We start from the raw sequence: 16361 nt of genomic DNA, 5'->3' as shown, positions 1-16361 counted from the left end.
CATTCAAGATTGGGCCCGACGGGGGTGTTGCGCCGTCCCCGCCTTCCGTAACGTCCTCAACTGGCAGCGGTGAATATGCCGCTACCGCCGTGGGGGAGCCTCGATTCGGGAGAGGACGGCGCCGGGATGGGCTGGGTAACCGACTGGAGTGCGCAGGCAGCCTGCCGCACTACCGATCCGGATGAACTATTCGTTCAAGGAGCGGCACAGAACAGGGCCAAGGCGGTGTGCACCGGATGTCCGGTGCGGACCGAGTGCCTGGCCGACGCGCTCGACAATCGTGTCGAGTTCGGCGTGTGGGGCGGAATGACCGAGCGGGAGCGTCGCGCGTTGTTGCGCCGGCGGCCCACCGTCACCTCGTGGCGGCGACTGCTCGAAACCGCCCGCACGGAGTACGAACGCAGCACGGGCATCCTCACCGTGGATGTCGATGCGGAGATGGACGTCCCGTACGAGACGTACGCGGCGGCCGGGTAGATCCCCCGCCGTTCCGCGTACATCCGTCGCCGTACGGTCGCCTACGCTCCGGCCGGAACCCCGGCCGCGAGTCGTTCTCCGATGGCCCGCAGCCCGGCGAGGTCGTGCACATCGCCGGGCAGGGCGGCCACCTCCGTCACCGCCACCTCGGGGTGCAGTGAGGTGAACCGGTCGCGCGTGCGCTGCTCGCGCGCGATCACCTGCATGCGCTCGGCGTGCAGGCGAAGCAGTCCCGCCGCGATCTCGTCCGCGTCCGCGTCGGCGTCCGAGCCCGCGTCCGGGCCCGGCTCCACGCGTACGCCGTCTGCGGCCGAGTCACGAAGTCCAGCTTTCCCGGCCTCCTGATCCACAATGCCGGCCCGCTCAAGATTGTCTGCGGCGGCCAGGGCCCGCTCGGCGGACAGTCCGTCGGCACCGCTGCCGTGCACCCGGTTCAGGACGAGCCCGGCCAGCGGCATCCGCTCCGCAGCCAGCCGCTCCACGAAGTACGCGGCCTCGCGCAGGGCGTCCGGCTCGGGGGCCGCCACCACCAGGAAGGCCGTCCCCGGCGCCTGCAACAGCCGGAACGTCGCGTCCGCGCGGGTGCGGAAGCCGCCGAACATCGTGTCCATCGCCGCCACGAAGGTCTGCACGTCCTTCAGCAGCGAAGCCCCCATCAGTTTGCTGAGCGTGCCCGTCATCAGCGACATGCCGACGTTGAGGAACTTCATCCCCGCCCGGCCGCCGACCTTCGCCGGGGCCATCAGCACCCGGATGAACTTCCCGTCCAGGAACGACCCGAGCCGCTTCGGCGCGTCGAGGAAGTCCAGCGCGGACCGGCTCGGCGGGGTGTCCACCACGATCAGGTCCCAGTCGTCGCGGGCCCGCAGCTGCCCCAGCTTCTCCATCGCCATGTACTCCTGCGTGCCCGCGAAACCGGCCGACAGGGACTGGTAGAAGGGGTTGGCCAGGATCGCCCCGGCCCGCTCCCGGTCCGCGTGCGCCTCGACGATCTCGTCGAAGGTCCGCTTCATGTCCAGCATCATGGCGTGCAGTTCACCGCCGTCGCCGGCCACCCCGGACACCCGGCGCGGGGTGTTGTCGAGGGAGTCGATCCCCATCGACTGGGCCAGCCGGCGCGCCGGGTCGATGGTCAGCACGACCACCTTCCGGCCCCGCTCGGCCGCCCGCAGGCCCAGGGCCGCGGCGGTCGTGGTCTTGCCGACCCCGCCCGCGCCGCAGCACACGATGATCCGGGTGTCGCGGTCGTCCAGCAGCCGGTCCACGGACAGCTCCGGCGACGACGACGTGCCCACGGCCTCACTCATTCCTCGCCCGCCTGTTTCCGCAGCTCCGAGGCCAGCTCGTACAGCCCGGCCAGATCCATCCCCGCGCCGAGCAGCGGGAGTTCGTACGTCGGCAGCCCCAGCTCCCGCAGCACGGCCCGCTGCGCGCGCTCCAGCTCCACCCGGCTCGCGTGCTCGGCGGCCTGCGCGAGCAGCGGCTCCACCAGGCGTTCCACCTGCCCGCCGCGCTGGCCGCCGCCCAGGCCCGCCCGGGACAACGCCCGGGCCACGGCGGCCCGCTGCTCGTTGCCCGCGGCCCGCAGGGCCTCCTCGTCCAGATGGTGCGGCCGGACCATGTTGACCACGACCCGCCCCACCGGGAGGCCGGCCTCCACCAGTTCGGCGATCCCGTCGGCGGTCTCCTGGACGGGCATCTCCTCCAGCAGCGTGACCAGGTGGACCGCCGTCTCCGGGGACTTGAGGACGTTCATCACGGCTTGCGCCTGGTTGTGGATCGGCCCGAACCGGGCCAGCCCCGCCACCTCGTCGTTGACGTTCAGGAAGCGGGTGATCCGCCCCGTCGGTGGCGCGTCCATGACGACGTGGTCGTACACGAACCGGCCGGCCCTGTCCTTGCGGCGCACCGCCTCGCACGCCTTGCCGGTCAGCAGCACGTCCCGCAGGCCGGGCGCGATCGTCGTCGCGAAGTCGATGGCCCCGAGCTTCTTCAGGGCGCGGCCGGCGGACCCGAGCTTGTAGAACATCTGGAGGTAGTCCAGCAGCGCCCGCTCCGCGTCGATGGCGAGCGCGAACACCTCCCCGCCGCCGGGAGCGACGGCGATCCGGCGCTCCTCGTACGGGAGCTCCTCCGTCCCGAAGAGCTGTGCGATCCCCTGCCTGCCCTCGACCTCCACCAGAAGCGTCCGCCGGCCCTCGCGTGCGAGGGCGAGCGCGAGTGCCGCGGCAACCGTGGTCTTTCCGGTTCCGCCCTTGCCGCTGACCACCTGGAGCCTGCTCACAGCCTCTGAGCCTAACCATTCGGCCCCCGCGGCGCGCAGGACCCTCTCCCCCCGGCCGGAGCCGGGAGCCGGGCGCCGCGCTCCGGCCGGGCGTTTCCCCGGGGCGACAGGCGATACGCTCGCCCCCATGACCAAGAAGTTCGAATACGCGACGGTCCCGCTGCTGGTCCACGCGACCAAGCAGATCCTGGACACCTGGGGCGAGGACGGCTGGGAGCTCGTCCAGGTCGTGCCCGGCCCGAACAACCCCGAGCAGCTCGTGGCCTACCTCAAGCGGGAGAAGGCATGAGCGGCGCCGTCGAAGCGAAGCTGGCCGGGCTCGGCCTGACCCTGCCCGAGGTCGCCGCGCCGCTGGCCGCGTACCAGCCGGCCGTCCGCTCGGGGAACTACGTGTTCACCGCGGGCCAGCTCCCGATGGTCAAGGGCAGCCTGCCGGTGACCGGCAAGGTCGGTGCCGAGGTCTCGCCCGAGCAGGCCAAGGAGCTCGCCGGGATCTGCGCGCTGAACGCGCTGGCCGCGGTGAAGTCCGTCGCGGGCGACCTCGACCGGATCGCGCGCGTCGTGAAGGTCGTCGGCTTCGTCGCATCGGCCCCCGACTTCACGGCGCAGCCGGCCGTCCTCAACGGCGCGAGCGAGCTCCTCGGCGAGGTGCTCGGCGACAAGGGCGTCCACGCCCGCAGCGCGGTCGGCGTGGCGGTCCTCCCGCTGGACGCCCCGGTCGAGGTCGAGATCCAGGTCGAGCTGCTGCCCGAGGCCTGACCGGCCCTGACGCCCGACCTCCTCGGGGCCCGACCGGCCCCGGGGCCGGGGGAGGGCCCGCACGCCGGCGGCGCGCGGGCCCTCCCCCGGCAGGTGGCTCTCGAACATCGGGCCGGATGGCCGTAGCATCCCGGCATGCCCAACGGTGAGCAGGGACAGCAGCAGACACACGGAGCCACCCCGGCCGGAGGGCAGTGGTACCCGCCGGAGTGGCCCGACCGGATCCGCGCGCTCGCGGACGGCTCCCTCACGCCGGTGGAGCCCAGACGGGCCGCCACCGTGATGCTGCTGAAGGACACCGCGGCCGGCCCGGTCGTGCACATGCTGCGCCGGCGCGCCTCCATGGCCTTCGCCGGCGGCGCGTACGCCTACCCCGGCGGCGCCGTCGACCCGCGCGACGAGGACCGCCTCGTCGGCTGGGCAGGACCCGGCCTCGACGACTGGGCGGCCCGCCTGGGCACCGACGCCCGTACCGCCCAGGCCATCGTCTGCGGGGCCGTGCGCGAGACCTTCGAGGAGGCGGGCGTGCTCCTCGCGGGGGAGAGCGCCGACACCGTCGTCGGGGACACCACCGGCGAGGACTGGGAGGCCGACCGGCAGGCCCTCGTCGCCCGCGAGCTGTCCTTCGCCGCCTTCCTGGAGCGCCGCGGCCTGCGGCTGCGCTCCGACCTGCTCGGCGCGTGGGCCCGCTGGATCACCCCGGAGTTCGAGCCGCGCCGCTACGACACCTGGTTCTTCGTCGCCGCCCTCCCCGAGGGCCAGCGCACCCGCAACGCCTCCACCGAGGCCGACCGGACCGTCTGGATCCGCCCCGCTGACGCCGCGGACGGCTACGACGCGGGCGAACTGCTGATGATGCCGCCCACCATCTCCACCCTGCGCTCCCTGGAGCCGTACCGCAGCGCCGAGGACGCCCTCGCCGCGGCCACCGGCCAGGACCTGGAACCCGTACTGGCGCAGGCCGCGCTGGAGAACGGCGAGGTGGTGCTCAGCTGGCCCGGCCACGACGAGTTCACCAAGCGCGTCAGCTTCGGAGGTGGGTCGTGACCGACGCCGCAGCCCTGCCCGGACAGCCGCGCGCAGTGGTCTCCTCCGGCCCGGCCACCGCCCGCGCCACGAACGTCCTGGCCCCGAACGCCTCGCCCATGACCCTCGACGGCACCAACACCTGGCTCGTCTCCGAGCCCGGCTCCGACCTCGCCGTCGTCATCGACCCCGGCCCGCTCGACGAGGCCCACCTGAGGGCGGTCGTCGAGACCGCCGAGCGGGCGGGCAAGCGCGTCGCGCTGACCCTCCTCACGCACGGCCACCCCGACCACGCCGAGGGGGCCGGCCGCTTCGCCGAACTCACCGGCACCAAGGTCCGCGCCCTGGACCCGGCCCTGCGCCTCGGCGACGAGGGGCTGTCCGCCGGCGACGTGATCCGCACCGGCGGCCTGGAGATGCGCGTCGTCCCCACCCCGGGGCACACCGCCGACTCGCTCTGCTTCCACCTGCCCGCCGACCGGGCCGTCCTGACCGGCGACACGATCCTCGGCCGCGGCACCACCGTCGTGGCCCACCCCGACGGGCGCCTCGGCGACTACCTCGACTCGCTGCGCCGGCTGCGCTCGCTCACGGTCGACGACGGCGTGCACACGGTCCTGCCCGGCCACGGCCCGGTGCTGGACGACGCCCAGGGCGCCGTGGAGTTCTACCTCGCCCACCGCGCGCACCGGCTCGCGCAGGTCGAGACGGCCGTCGAGAACGGCTACAGCACCCCCGGGGAGGTCGTGGCCCGCGTGTACGCGGACGTCGACCGCTCGCTGTGGCCCGCCGCCGAATGGTCCGTGCGAGCCCAGCTGGAGTACCTTCAAGATCACGGACTGATCCCCGGGGGGCCCGAATGAACACGCTGATCCTGCTGCTCGCCGTACTCGCCTGCGCCGCGTGGACCGCCTCCACGGTGACCCTGCGCACGAAGACGCTGGAGCGCAGGGCGGAACGGGCGGAGCGGCGCCTGGGCCTGCTCCTGGACCACCTGGGCATCGAGGAGCCGGAGCCGGCCGGCCTGGACGCGGTACGGGCGCTGCTGCGCGAGGGCCGCACGATCGAGGCGATCAAGGCCTACCGGGCCGCCACCGGGGCGGGCCTGGCCGAGGCCAAGCACGCCGTCGACGCCCTGGCGGCAGCCCTGCCGGCCCGCGGCTGAGACCCGCGGCGGCCCCGGCACCACCCCGGGCGGTCCCGGCACCGGCTCAGCGCGGCGTCTTCGTGCCCAGCCGGGCCGCGTACTCCCGCGCGAGCCACGGCCCGAGCTCCTCGACGAACGCGCGCGGCACGGCCGGGTCGGAGACCGGCTCCAGCGCCACCGCGGCCGCGGCCCGCATCTGCGCCGCGCGCTGCGGGTAGTACCGCCCGAAGACCTCCGCGGACTCGGTGAGATCGCTGGTCCAGCCGCCCCAGCGCGGCATGACGAGCATCAGCCCGGTGCGCACCAGGTGCCGGGCGAATCCGCGGCTGAGCCGCCGTACGTCCTCGGGCGTCGCCGCCCCGTCGAGCCGGGCCCGCCAGCGGGGCAGGAGGGCGGCCAGATCGCCGTTGGTCTCGCGGGCCAGCGTCGTGTCCGGACGGTAGCGGGGCAGCTGCTCGGCCAGATCGGGGCCGAGCAGCGGGGTGCACAGGCAGGCCAGGAACCAGCCCATGTCGTACCGCTCCTGCGCGCTCAGCAGCCGGTCCCGGCCGTACAGCAGCACGCCGGCCCCGTCGATCTGCGGGAACTCCCCGTCCAGGGTCCGCGCCAGCACCGCTGCGGTCTCCCGGTCCTCGTCCGCGGGCTCGTGGTGCAGGGCGAGCAGCAGGTCGAGGTCGGAGCGGCCCGGGCGGGCGGTGCCGCGCGGCACCGACCCGTACAGGTAGGCGCTGTGCAGCCGGGACCCGTACGCCTCGGCGATCAGGGTCCGTGCGGCGGCGACGACCGGTGCGAACGCCTCCTGAACCCGGTCCGGCGACCCCTCCCGCTCGAAGTACCCGTCCGCGTCCACTCCCCGAGGTTCCATGGCACCACTGTGCCCGGGCGCCGCAGCCGCGGGGCGCGCGGGGGCGGGGCCCCGGTGCAGCACGAAGGGCCCCGCCCGGGCTCACCGGGCAGGACCCCTTCCGCGCCTGCGCATGCGTACGTACGGGCCCGGGACCGCGGGCGCGTACGGAGCGGCTGTCGGGCGTCAGCGCGAGCGCTTGGCGAGCCGCTCCACGTCCAGCAGGATCACCGCGCGGGCCTCCAGCCGGAGCCAGCCGCGGCCGGCGAAGTCGGCCAGGGCCTTGTTCACGGTCTCGCGGGAGGCGCCGACGAGCTGGGCCAGCTCTTCCTGCGTCAGGTCGTGCACGACGTGGATGCCCTCCTCCGACTGCACGCCGAAGCGGCGGGACAGGTCCAGGAGGGCGCGGGCCACGCGGCCCGGGACATCGGAGAAGACCAGGTCGGACATCTGGTCGTTGGTCTTGCGCAGGCGGCGGGCCACCGCGCGCAGCAGGGCGCTGGCCACCTCGGGCCGGGCGTTCAGCCAGGGCTGGAGGTCGCCGTGGCCCAGGCCGAGGAGCTTGACCTCGGTGAGGGCGGTGGCGGTGGCGGTGCGCGGGCCCGGGTCGAACAGCGAGAGCTCGCCGATCAGCTCGCCGGGGCCGAGGACGGCCAGCATGTTCTCGCGGCCGTCGGGGGAGGTCCGGTGCAACTTGACCTTGCCCTCGGTCACGACGTACAGCCGGTCACCGGGGTCGCCCTCGTGGAACAGGGCGTCACCGCGCGCGAGAGTCACCTCGCTCATGGAGGCGCGGAGCTCCGCGGCCTGCTCGTCATCGAGCGCCGCGAAGAGCGGGGCGCGCCGCAGAACGTCGTCCACGAGTCTCTCTCCTATGTCGACCAGCTCAGGGGACCGTGTTCCCCATTTTGCCGGACGCCTCAAACAGTGCGATCAATCACAAGGATGCCGGACGTACGGGCATGCTGTGCGGCGAGAGGCCAATCGGGGTGGTGTTACCTGAGGTCCGGGCGGGTTCGGGCGGCCGGGCTTAGGCTGGCCGGGTGTCCAATAAGCCGGTGAGAGCACAGGCCAAGGGGTCCGCGCGAGTGACGCGCGCGGCCGATTCAGCTGTGGGCGAACAAGCCCCCGAGGAGGCGTCCGGGCGGTCCCGGAAGCCCGAGAAGGCCCTGCCGAAGCCCTCGGGCAAAGCTTCGGCCAAGAAAACGGAATCCCGTCTGGCCATGGTGCGCCGCGCCCGCAGGATCAACCGAGAGCTGGCTGAGGTCTACCCGTACGCCCACCCCGAACTCGACTTCCGGAACCCCTTCGAGCTGCTCGTCGCGACCGTCCTGTCCGCCCAGACGACCGACCTGCGGGTCAACCAGACGACGCCGGCCCTCTTCGCCGCGTACCCGACCCCTGAGGACATGGCCGCTGCGGCACCCGAGGAACTGGAGGAGATCATCCGGCCGACCGGGTTCTTCCGGGCCAAGTCCAGGGCCCTCCTCGGCCTCTCGCAGGCCCTGCGGGACGACTTCGGCGGGGAGGTCCCGGGCCGCCTGGAGGACCTGGTGACCCTGCCGGGCGTCGGCCGCAAGACGGCCAACGTGGTGCTCGGAAACGCGTTCGGGGTTCCCGGGATCACCGTGGACACCCACTTCGGGCGGCTGGTGCGGCGTTGGAAGTGGACCGAGCAGGAGGACCCGGAGAAGGTCGAGGCGGAGATCTGCGCGATCTTCCCGAAGAGCGAGTGGACGATGCTCTCGCACCGGGTCGTCTTCCACGGCCGCCGCATCTGCCACGCCCGCCGGCCGGCCTGCGGTGCCTGCCCGATCGCCCCGCTCTGCCCCGCGTACGGGGAGGGCGAGACCGACCCGGAGAAGGCGAAGAAGCTGCTGAAGTACGAGAAGGGCGGTCAGCCCGGCCAGCGGCTGAACCCGCCGTCCGACTACCCGGGCCTTCCGGCCCAGCCGCTCGGCGGAGCCGCGGCGGCGGTCTGAGTGGCCCGCGGGCCGCCCACGCGGGCGGCCCGCGGTGGAACCAATCCCGGCCGGGACGACGTTGTTCCGGTGTCGGGACCCGGTGTCGGTACGGCGTCGGTACGGTGTCGGGCCGGTGCCGGCAACAGCAACGGCAGGGAGCAGGGGTGCCTATGACGCGCGGAACGCGGGACGACAGCGGAGTGGCCCGGGCGGCCGCGCCTTCGGCGCTGGACTCCGGGCCGGGACCGGGGCGGGACTCCGGGCCGGGTTCCGGGGAGGGCTCCGCCGGGCACCGCGACCTGCGCCTGATCACCCACGGCCTGCCCGGCTGGCTGGACCCGGTCGTGGAGGCCGTACGGACGGTCCGCCCGACCCAGCTGAGCCGCTTCCTGCCGCCCGAGGACGGCCGGGGCCGCCAGTCCGCGGTGCTCATCCTCTTCGGCGAGGGCCCCGCCGGCCCCGAACTGCTGCTCATGGAGCGGGCCGGGAGCCTGCGTTCGCACCCCGGCCAGCCCTCCTTCCCCGGCGGCGCCCTCGACCCGGAGGACGGCGACCCGCACACCACCGGCCCGCTGCACGCCGCACTGCGCGAGGCCGAGGAGGAGACCGGGCTCGACCCCGCCGGGGTCCAGCTCTTCGGGGTGCTGCCCCGCCTCTACATCCCGGTCAGCGAGTTCGTCGTCACCCCGGTCCTGGGCTGGTGGCGCGAGCCGAGCCCGGTGGGCGCCGTGGACCCGGCCGAGACCGCCCGCGTCTTCACCGTGCCCGTGGCGGATCTCACGGACCCCGAGAACCGCGCCACCGCCGTCCACCCCAGTGGCCACCTGGGCCCCGCATTCACCGTGAACAACGCCCTGGTCTGGGGTTTCACCGCCGGAGTGATCGACCGGATGCTGCACTTCGCCGGCTGGGAGCGCCCATGGGACCGCTCCAGGCAGGTCCCGCTCGACTGGCGCGCATGAGACGGTGGCCCACGTGAACGTGCTGGACATCCTGTTGCTGGTCGCTGCCGTGTGGTTCGCGATCGTCGGCTACCGCCAGGGTTTCGTCGTCGGCATCCTGTCGGTGATCGGCTTCCTGGGCGGTGGCCTCATCGCCATGTCCGTCCTCCCGCTGGTCTGGGACAAGGTGACCGACAACGGCTCGAACGTGTCCACCACGGTCGTGGTGGTCGCCGTCGTCGTCGTCATCGTGTGCGCCTCCATCGGGCAGGCCTTCACCACCCACCTCGGCAACCGCCTGCGCCGCCACATCACGTGGTCGCCCGCGCGGATCCTCGACGCCACCGGTGGCGCCCTGGTGAACGTCGTCGCGATGCTGCTCGTCGCCTGGCTCATCGGGTCGGCGCTCGCCGGCACCTCGCTGCCCACGCTGGGCAAGGAGGTCCGCAACTCCAAGGTGCTGCTGGGGGTGTCGCGGGTGCTGCCCAACCAGGCCGGCACCTGGTTCTCGGACTTCACCTCCACCCTCGCCCAGAACGGCTTCCCGCAGGTCTTCAGCCCGTTCTCCAACGAGCCCATCACCGAGGTCAGGGCCCCCGACCCGGCGCTCGCGCAGAGCCCCGTCGCGGCGGCCGCCAAGCGCTCGATCGTGAAGGTCGTCGGCACGGCGCCCAGCTGCAGCAAGGTGCTGGAGGGCACCGGCTTCGTCTTCGCCCCGGGCAAGGTCATGACCAACGCGCACGTCGTCGGCGGCGTCACGGAGCCGACCGTGCAGATCGGCGGCGAGGGCAAGCTGTACGACGGGAAGGTCGTGCTCTACGACTGGGAGCGGGACATCGCCGTCCTCGACGTGCCCAAGCTGAAGGCCCCGCCGCTGGAGTGGGCCGACAAGAACGCGGTGAGCGGCAGCGACGCGATCGTCGCCGGCTTCCCCGAGAACGGCGCGTACGACGTCCGCTCGGCGCGCGTCCGCGGCCGGATCAACGCCAACGGCCCGGACATCTACCACCGGGGCACCGTCCGCCGCGACGTGTACTCGCTGTTCGCGACCGTCCGCCAGGGCAACTCCGGCGGCCCGCTGCTGACCTCCGACGGCAAGGTGTACGGGGTCGTCTTCGCGAAGTCCCTCGACGACCCGAACACCGGTTACGCGCTGACGGCGGACGAGGTCCGCGACGACATCCGGATCGGGAGGGCCGCCGAACGGCGGGTCGACAGCCAGGCCTGCGCCCTGTGAGCCGTACCGCCGGGTGAGTGACCCCGCACGGGTGGGTGACGCCCCCGCCCGTACGGCCCGGGGCGACGGCGGCGCCGCCCCGGCTACGTCCGCGGATGGCGCAGGCGCGCCGACACCCAGCGGGCCCGGCGGCGCAGGATGCGCGGAATCCCGAGGTGGGGGTCGCGGCCCTCGCGGCCGGTCCTCCCGTGCCCACCCGGCGTCACTGCCGGGCGGCGGTCGTGTGTGGTGTCACCGTGGTCGTGCGTCCAGCCCATACAACGAGCTGTGCCCGGGTGCCAAGGTCGGTAACCCCGTCCGGCGCGGCCAATTGGCCTATGCGCCGGGCAATTGAAGGACCGTAGGACGATATGGCCGACGAGCCGTCAGGTGCCCGTCGCCGCAGGGGGCGTGGGCGCCGGAGGTCAGCGGTCCGGTTCCGGGTCCTTGAGCCAGTTCACCAGCTCGGTCGAGAACGCGACCGGGTCCTCCTCGTGCGGGAAGTGCCCGAGCCCGTCGAACAGCCTCCAGCGGTAAGGGGCTTCTACGTACTCGCCGGAGCCGGCCGCGCTGCGCGTGCGCATCACGGCGTCGAGCGAGCCGTGCAGGTGCAGGGTCGGCACCCGCACCGGCATCTTCATGCGCCGGTTGAACTGGAGTCCGTCCGGCCGGGCCATGGAACGCATCATCCAGCGGTACGGCTCGATCGAGCAGTGCGCGGTGGACGGGATGCACATCGCCCGCCGGTACACGGCGAGGTCCTCCTCGGCCGAGTCCTCCTGGAGCCGCGGCCCGGACCAGTCCCGGATGAGCTTCCCGACGAGGGCGCCGTCGTCCGCGACGAGCTGCCGCTCGGGGATGAACGGCCGCTGGAAGCCCCAGATATGGGAGCTCGCCCTGGCCTGTCCGACGTCCGACAGCATGGCCGAGCGCCAGCGCCGCGGGTGCGGCATGGAGGAGACGACGAGCCGGCGGACCAGCTTGGGTCGCATCACGGCCGCCGTCCAGGCGAGGTAGCCGCCCAGGTCGTGCCCCACGAGGGCGGCGTCCGGCTCGCCGAGGGACCGGATGACGCCCGTGACGTCGAGCGCCAGGTTGGCGGGGTCGTAGCCGCGCGGGGTGCGGTCGCTGCCGCCCACCCCGCGCAGGTCCATCGCGACGGCGCGGTACCCGGCCTCGGCGAGCGCGGTCAGCTGGTGCCGCCAGGTCCACCAGAACTGCGGGAAGCCGTGGAGCAGCAGCACCAGCGGCCCGTCGCCGAGTTCGGCGACGTGGAACCGGGCCCCGTTGGCCGCGACGTCCCGGTGCGTCCAGGGGCCGTCGAGGCGCACCGCCGTCGCGGTGGTGGGCGGAGTGCTGGGGTCCGGTGCGGTCGCTGTCATGAGGACGAGCGTGCCACACCCACAGCCTGGTCACTCACCGGCCGCGGGTGCGGCTTGACGGTCTGGAGGACGGCCGCGGTCTCCCTGACGGAGGCGATGCTCCGCTCCGGCGGCTTGACCTTCTTGAACTTGGACGTGGCGATGAGCGAGAGCAGGCCCGCGAGCAGCAGGAACGCCACACCGACGATCAGGAAGGACCAGGCGAGGCCGAGCCCGAGGTTGTGGATCCCGTAGGCCGCGGCGAAGCTCAGCACCGGCAGGGAGAAGAGGGCGAACACTCCTGCGATGGAGATGGCGATGCCGCCGGCGGCCCCGCGCCGGACGTCCTCGCGGAGCTCCGCCTTGGCGAGGGCGATCTCGTCGTGCACCAGGGCGGACATCTCGGCGGTGGCCGAGGCGACCAGCTGGCCGAGTGTGCGCTCGGCTCCTTGCGCCCCTTGGTCCACTGCGCTCATCGCTCTCTCCCTCTGTCGTCGGCCGGCGGCTGTCCCCCGTCGGTCACTGCGTCAGTTCAGATCATGCCGGACGGTCGTCGCCGGCGCTGGACCCGGCCGCCCCTTCGGCCGGCGCGGCGGCCGGCGCGGCCGTCTCCCCAGGGGCTCCGGCAGCGGATTCGGCAGCGGCTTGGGCGGCCCTGAGGCGGTGCGCGGCGGCCTTCTCCTCGTGGATCCGCGCCATCCGCAGGTGGTAGTCCGGGGTGTGCTCCTCGTAGATGTCCGGGATTCCGTCGAGGTCCTCGTCGCGTTCCTCGGCCTCGGTCAGCGCCCGGTACGTGCGGTCCCGCAGCTTGAGCAGGACGCAGGCGACCGTGGCGGCCGTGAAGGAGCCGATCAGCACGGCGGCCTTGACCTCGTCCATGAGGACCGGGTCCTCGGCGAACGCGAGCTCGTCGATCAGCAGGGAGACGGTGAAGCCGATGCCGGCGAGAGAGGCCACGGCGAGCACGTCGGGCCAGGCGAGGTCTCTGTTCAGCTCGGCCCGGGTGAAGCGGGCGGCCAGCCAGGTGCCGCCGAAGATGCCCACGGTCTTGCCGACGACCAGGCCGAGGACGACGCCGAGGGGCTCGGGCCGGGTGAAGACCTGCCCGATGGCGCCGCCGGAGAGGGCGACGCCGGCGGAGAACAGAGCGAAGAGCGGGACGGCGAGGCCGGCCGAGAGGGGGCGGACCAGGTGCTCGATGTGCTCGCCGGGGGAGTGCTCCTCGCCCTCGTGGCGCGTGCAGCGCAGCATCAGGCCCATGGCGACGCCGGCGATGGTCGCGTGGACGCCGCTGTTGTACATCAGGCCCCAGATGACCAGGGCGAGCGGGACGTACACGTACCAGCCGCGCACGCCCTTGCGCAGCAGGAACCAGAACAGGACCAGTCCGAGGAACGCTCCGCCGAGCTGCGGGAAGCTGATCTTGCTGGTGAAGAAGACCGCGATGATCAGGATCGCGAAGAGGTCGTCGACGACGGCGAGGGTGAGCAGGAAGGCGCGCAGGGCCGACGGCAGCGAGGTGCCGATGACCGCGAGGACGGCGAGGGCGAAGGCGATGTCGGTGGCGGTGGGGACCGCCCAGCCGTCCGCCGATCCGCCGCCGACGGTGTTGACGAGTACGTAGACCACCGCGGGCGCGGCCATGCCGCAGACCGCGGCGATCACCGGGAGCGCGGCCGCCTTGGGGTCGCGCAGGTCACCGGCGACGAGCTCGCGCTTGAGCTCGATGCCGGCGACGAAGAAGAAGATCGCGAGCAGGCCGTCGGCCGCCCAGTGCTGGAGCGACAGGTCCAGGCCGAGGGCGGCTGGACCGATGTGGAAGGAACGGGCGGCCTCGTAGCTGTCGCCGAAGGCGGGGATGTTGGCCCACAGCAGGGCGGCCACCGCGGCGACGAGGAGCAGGACGCCGCCGACCGTCTCGGTGCGCAGCGCGTCGGCCACGAAGCGCCGTTCGGGCAGGGAGAGAAGGCCGAGGAACGTGCGGCTGCGGCGGTCGGGGGAGCGGGGCGCGGCCACGAGGGGACACCTCCGGAGTGGTGGGACGGCATGGCGGAATTCGCTGCCGACCAGACTTCCCGGCGCACCTGCGTTCTTTACGTTTCCCTCACCGTACAGGAGTACGCAGGAACGAACCGGATGATCATCACCTTATGCGCGAAAGGGGCATCCGGCGCATCGCGCTGGATGCCCCTTCCCGGCCCGGATCCCGTCGGGGACGTGCCCGGCCCGGACTCAGTCCTCGCTGCCGGCCGTGGGCAGCTTGCTCTGGATGAGGTCCATGACGGAGGAGTCGGTGAGGGTGGTGACGTCGCCGAGTTCGCGGTTCTCGGCGACGTCGCGCAGGAGGCGGCGCATGATCTTGCCGGAGCGGGTCTTGGGGAGTTCCGCGACGGGCAGGACGCGCTTGGGCTTGGCGATGGGGCCGAGGGTGGCGCCGACGTGGTTGCGCAGGTCGGCGACGAGGTCGGCGTCTTCGTTGGCGGTGCCGCGCAGGATGACGAAGGCGACGATGGCCTGGCCGGTGGTTTCGTCGGCGGCGCCCACGACGGCGGCTTCGGCGACCGCGGGGTGGGAGACGAGGGCGGACTCGACCTCGGTGGTGGAGATGTTGTGGCCGGAGACGAGCATGACGTCGTCGACGCGGCCCAGGAGCCAGATGTCGCCGTCGTCGTCCTTCTTGGCGCCGTCGCCGGCGAAGTAGCGGCCTTCGAAGCGGGACCAGTAGGTGTCGAGGTAGCGCTGGTCGTCGCCCCAGATGGTGCGGAGCATGGAGGGCCAGGGCTCGGTGAGGACGAGGTAGCCGCCTGCGCCGTGGGGGACCTCGTGGCCGTCGTCGTCGACGACGGTGGCGCCGATGCCGGGCAGGGCGCGTTGGGCGGAGCCGGGCTTGGTCTCGGTGACGCCGGGCAGCGGGGAGATCATCATGGTGCCGGTCTCGGTCTGCCACCAGGTGTCCACGATCGGGCAGCGGTCGCCGCCGATGTGCTTGCGGTACCAGATCCAGGCTTCGGGGTTGATGGGTTCGCCGACCGAGCCCAGCACGCGCAGGCTCGACAGGTCGAACTTGGCGGGGATGTCGTCGCCCCACTTCATGAAGGTGCGGATGGCGGTGGGGGCGGTGTAGAGGATGGTGACGCGGTACTTCTGGACGATCTCCCAGAAGCGGCCCTGGTGGGGGGTGTCGGGGGTGCCCTCGTACATGACCTGGGTGGCGCCGTTGGCGAGGGGGCCGTAGACGATGTAGGAGTGGCCGGTGACCCAGCCGATGTCGGCGGTGCACCAGTAGACGTCCGACTCCGGCTTGAGGTCGAAGACGGCGTGGTGGGTGTAGGCGGCCTGGGTGAGGTAGCCGCCGGAGGTGTGCAGGATGCCCTTGGGCTTTCCGGTGGTGCCGGAGGTGTAGAGGATGAACAGGGGGTGTTCGGCGTGGAAGGCCTGCGGGGTGTGCTGGGTGGACTGGCGGCCGACGGTCTCGTCCCACCACAGGTCGCGGCCGGGGGTGAACGCGGTGTCCTGGCCGGTGCGGCGCACGACGAGGACGTGTTCGACCTGCGGGCACCTGGTGACGGCCTCGTCGATGGCGGGCTTGAGCGCGGAGGGCTTGCCGCGGCGGTAGCCGCCGTCGGCGGTGATGACCAGTTTGGCGTCGGCGTCCTGGATGCGGGAGGCGACGGCGTCGGCGGAGAAGCCGCCGAAGACCACCGAGTGGGCGGCGCCGATCCGGGCGCAGGCGAGCATCGCCACGACCGCCTCGGGGATCATCGGCAGGTAGACCGCGACGCGGTCGCCGGCGCCGATACCGAGCTCGGTCAGGGCGTTCGCGGCGCGTGAGACCTCGTCCTTGAGCTCGGCGTAGGTGATCGCGCGGCTGTCGCCCGGCTCGCCCTCGAAGTGGATCGCGACCCGGTCGCCGTGGCCGGCCTCGACGTGCCGGTCCACGCAGTTGTAGGCGACGTTCAGCGTGCCGTCCGCGAACCACTTCGCGAAGGGCGGGTTGGTCCAGTCCAGGGTCTCGGTCGGCTCCACCGCCCAGGACAGGCGACGGGCCTGCTCGGCCCAGAAACCCAGCCGGTCCGCCTCGGCCTGCGCGTACGCCGCAGTCGTCACGTTCGCGGCGGCGGCCAGATCGGCGGGCGGTGCGAACCGCCGCTCCTCCTTGAGCAGATTGGCCAGGCTCTCGTTGCTCACGACATCTCCCTTTCCCAGGGTGTCCGTTGTGTCCCCGGGGCATAGCTCATCAGTCGGACGCCCAGGTGACAAGGGGTGGCCCAGAATTGGTTTAGACCTATAGCACGCCGGGCCCACGCGCGCGAGCGGCCCCTTCCCGCTGCATGATGCGGAA

17 protein-coding genes are annotated in these 16361 nt (G+C 72.8%); 9 read left to right on the top strand and 8 right to left on the bottom strand.

What is annotated here, in order from left to right; translation table 11 throughout:
• The first annotated feature begins 126 nt into the window (after positions 1-126).
• Entirely contained in the window at positions 127-477 is a 351-nt protein-coding gene (locus ACSHWO_RS15960) for a WhiB family transcriptional regulator (protein WP_249766619.1), read from the top strand.
• 41 nt (positions 478-518) lie between these two features.
• Here the strand turns inward: ACSHWO_RS15960 and ACSHWO_RS15955 are convergent, their stop codons facing one another.
• Both ACSHWO_RS15955 and ACSHWO_RS15950 read right to left on the bottom strand, forming a co-directional pair.
• On the bottom strand, positions 519-1784 hold the full coding sequence (locus ACSHWO_RS15955; protein WP_385849871.1) for an ArsA family ATPase: 1266 nt from the start codon (positions 1782-1784) through the stop codon (positions 519-521).
• The gene (locus ACSHWO_RS15950) at positions 1781-2761 is read right to left on the bottom strand and encodes an ArsA family ATPase (RefSeq protein WP_438312584.1); all 981 of its coding nucleotides are present in this window, start codon (positions 2759-2761) and stop codon (positions 1781-1783) included. Before ACSHWO_RS15950 ends, ACSHWO_RS15955 begins: the two co-directional genes overlap by 4 nt.
• A 127-nt stretch (positions 2762-2888) precedes the next feature.
• On the opposite strand from ACSHWO_RS15950, the gene ACSHWO_RS15945 reads away from it, so the two are divergent.
• The 5 genes from ACSHWO_RS15945 (at position 2889) to ACSHWO_RS15925 (ending at position 5711) form a co-directional block, all read left to right on the top strand.
• Positions 2889-3050 carry a DUF4177 domain-containing protein gene (locus tag ACSHWO_RS15945; protein ID WP_007264966.1) on the top strand — a complete coding sequence of 54 codons (162 nt, stop codon included), beginning with the start codon at positions 2889-2891 and terminating at the stop codon, positions 3048-3050.
• The gene (locus ACSHWO_RS15940) at positions 3047-3520 is read left to right on the top strand and encodes a RidA family protein (protein ID WP_438312581.1); all 474 of its coding nucleotides are present in this window, start codon (positions 3047-3049) and stop codon (positions 3518-3520) included. The genes ACSHWO_RS15945 and ACSHWO_RS15940 overlap by 4 nt, the downstream gene beginning before the upstream one ends.
• A gap of 135 nt (positions 3521-3655) precedes the next feature.
• Positions 3656-4567 carry an NUDIX hydrolase gene (locus tag ACSHWO_RS15935; protein ID WP_361102060.1) on the top strand — a complete coding sequence of 304 codons (912 nt, stop codon included), beginning with the start codon at positions 3656-3658 and terminating at the stop codon, positions 4565-4567.
• A complete protein-coding gene (locus ACSHWO_RS15930; RefSeq protein WP_385849874.1) occupies positions 4564-5409 on the top strand; it encodes an MBL fold metallo-hydrolase in 846 nt (281 codons plus the stop codon). The genes ACSHWO_RS15935 and ACSHWO_RS15930 overlap by 4 nt, the downstream gene beginning before the upstream one ends.
• Positions 5406-5711, top strand: a complete 306-nt coding sequence (locus tag ACSHWO_RS15925) for a hypothetical protein (RefSeq protein WP_438312579.1) — start codon at positions 5406-5408, stop codon at positions 5709-5711. Before ACSHWO_RS15930 ends, ACSHWO_RS15925 begins: the two co-directional genes overlap by 4 nt.
• Before the next feature lie 46 nt (positions 5712-5757).
• Here the strand turns inward: ACSHWO_RS15925 and ACSHWO_RS15920 are convergent, their stop codons facing one another.
• Positions 5758-6558: a nucleotidyltransferase domain-containing protein gene (locus ACSHWO_RS15920; RefSeq protein ID WP_438312576.1), complete on the bottom strand. Its 801-nt coding sequence runs from the start codon at positions 6556-6558 to the stop codon at positions 5758-5760.
• Positions 6559-6723: 165 nt separating this feature from the next.
• Complete coding sequence (locus tag ACSHWO_RS15915; RefSeq protein WP_010473292.1) at positions 6724-7398, bottom strand: Crp/Fnr family transcriptional regulator; 675 nt, start codon at positions 7396-7398, stop codon at positions 6724-6726.
• Between the two features lie 362 nt (positions 7399-7760).
• Here ACSHWO_RS15915 and nth point away from each other — a divergent pair, with 362 nt between their 5' ends.
• The 3 genes from nth to ACSHWO_RS15900 all read left to right on the top strand — a co-directional run bounded on the left by nth (position 7761) and on the right by ACSHWO_RS15900 (position 10679).
• Entirely contained in the window at positions 7761-8519 is a 759-nt protein-coding gene (nth, locus tag ACSHWO_RS15910) for an endonuclease III (protein ID WP_438312574.1), read from the top strand.
• 152 nt (positions 8520-8671) lie between these two features.
• A complete protein-coding gene (locus ACSHWO_RS15905) occupies positions 8672-9463 on the top strand; it encodes an NUDIX hydrolase (protein WP_438312572.1) in 792 nt (263 codons plus the stop codon).
• 13 nt (positions 9464-9476) lie between these two features.
• A complete protein-coding gene (locus tag ACSHWO_RS15900) occupies positions 9477-10679 on the top strand; it encodes a MarP family serine protease (protein WP_385849878.1) in 1203 nt (400 codons plus the stop codon).
• Positions 10680-11083: 404 nt separating this feature from the next.
• Here the strand turns inward: ACSHWO_RS15900 and ACSHWO_RS15895 are convergent, their stop codons facing one another.
• From ACSHWO_RS15895 to acs, 4 genes are all read right to left on the bottom strand, one after another.
• Positions 11084-12040, bottom strand: coding sequence for an alpha/beta fold hydrolase (locus ACSHWO_RS15895; protein ID WP_438312569.1), 957 nt, complete (start codon positions 12038-12040; stop codon positions 11084-11086).
• A complete protein-coding gene (locus ACSHWO_RS15890) occupies positions 12037-12495 on the bottom strand; it encodes a phage holin family protein (RefSeq protein ID WP_361102079.1) in 459 nt (152 codons plus the stop codon). The genes ACSHWO_RS15895 and ACSHWO_RS15890 overlap by 4 nt, the downstream gene beginning before the upstream one ends.
• Before the next feature lie 61 nt (positions 12496-12556).
• Positions 12557-14035 carry a Na+/H+ antiporter NhaA gene (gene nhaA / locus ACSHWO_RS15885; RefSeq protein ID WP_438312567.1) on the bottom strand — a complete coding sequence of 493 codons (1479 nt, stop codon included), beginning with the start codon at positions 14033-14035 and terminating at the stop codon, positions 12557-12559.
• Positions 14036-14251: 216 nt separating this feature from the next.
• Positions 14252-16207, bottom strand: a complete 1956-nt coding sequence (gene acs / locus ACSHWO_RS15880) for an acetate--CoA ligase (protein ID WP_438312565.1) — start codon at positions 16205-16207, stop codon at positions 14252-14254.
• Positions 16208-16361: the final 154 nt, after the last annotated feature.

This window comes from Streptomyces pallidus (ex Mingjun et al. 2026), from assembly GCF_051550185.1.
Taxonomy (GTDB): domain Bacteria; phylum Actinomycetota; class Actinomycetes; order Streptomycetales; family Streptomycetaceae; genus Streptomyces.
The sequence above is the reverse complement of the archived record's forward strand: the minus strand, read 5'-3'. Positions and strand labels throughout refer to the sequence as shown.

What these genes read in the sequence shown, in the direction of transcription:
- ACSHWO_RS15895 (WP_438312569.1), bottom strand. Translation starts at nt 12,040, where the DNA reads ATGACAGCGACCGCACCGGACCCCAGCACTCCGCCCACCACCGCGACG.
- ACSHWO_RS15960 (WP_249766619.1), top strand. Translation starts at nt 127, where the DNA reads ATGGGCTGGGTAACCGACTGGAGTGCGCAGGCAGCCTGCCGCACTACC.
- ACSHWO_RS15955 (WP_385849871.1), bottom strand. Translation starts at nt 1,784, where the DNA reads ATGAGTGAGGCCGTGGGCACGTCGTCGTCGCCGGAGCTGTCCGTGGAC.
- ACSHWO_RS15945 (WP_007264966.1), top strand. Translation starts at nt 2,889, where the DNA reads ATGACCAAGAAGTTCGAATACGCGACGGTCCCGCTGCTGGTCCACGCG.
- ACSHWO_RS15905 (WP_438312572.1), top strand. Translation starts at nt 8,672, where the DNA reads ATGACGCGCGGAACGCGGGACGACAGCGGAGTGGCCCGGGCGGCCGCG.
- ACSHWO_RS15920 (WP_438312576.1), bottom strand. Translation starts at nt 6,558, where the DNA reads ATGGAACCTCGGGGAGTGGACGCGGACGGGTACTTCGAGCGGGAGGGG.
- ACSHWO_RS15940 (WP_438312581.1), top strand. Translation starts at nt 3,047, where the DNA reads ATGAGCGGCGCCGTCGAAGCGAAGCTGGCCGGGCTCGGCCTGACCCTG.
- ACSHWO_RS15935 (WP_361102060.1), top strand. Translation starts at nt 3,656, where the DNA reads ATGCCCAACGGTGAGCAGGGACAGCAGCAGACACACGGAGCCACCCCG.
- nth (WP_438312574.1), top strand. Translation starts at nt 7,761, where the DNA reads ATGGTGCGCCGCGCCCGCAGGATCAACCGAGAGCTGGCTGAGGTCTAC.
- ACSHWO_RS15925 (WP_438312579.1), top strand. Translation starts at nt 5,406, where the DNA reads ATGAACACGCTGATCCTGCTGCTCGCCGTACTCGCCTGCGCCGCGTGG.
- ACSHWO_RS15890 (WP_361102079.1), bottom strand. Translation starts at nt 12,495, where the DNA reads ATGAGCGCAGTGGACCAAGGGGCGCAAGGAGCCGAGCGCACACTCGGC.